Here is a 258-nt window from a genome sequence, read left to right on the forward strand (position 1 = left end):
GGGTAGGTGAGCCTGTGGCCGGGGCCGATTGGTTCGGCGCCGCGCTTGATCTGCTGGCCCGTCCGGAGGAAGCGCCGGAACATGACGTGAGCTTGTGCCACGGCGTAGCCGGCCGGATGATGGCTTTACTCGATCTGGCGAACCTGCTGGACCGCCCGGAGCTGGCCGCCCGGGCCAGTGGTGTCCGGGATGCCACGCAGGCGAAAGTCGATAACGGGGCCTGGCGTTCGGGGCTGGGACGGGCACCCGAACTGACCT

1 protein-coding gene is annotated in these 258 nt (G+C 69.0%); it reads left to right on the top strand.

The annotated features are described in order from the left end of the window. Positions 1-14: 14 nt before the first annotated feature. On the top strand, positions 15-258 hold a 244-nt coding region (locus SB717_RS37440), incomplete at its 3' end, for a hypothetical protein (RefSeq protein ID WP_410908190.1).

The sequence above is a fragment of the Priestia sp. SIMBA_032 genome, from assembly GCF_046535215.1.
Classification (GTDB): domain Bacteria; phylum Bacillota; class Bacilli; order Bacillales; family Bacillaceae_H; genus Priestia; species Priestia aryabhattai.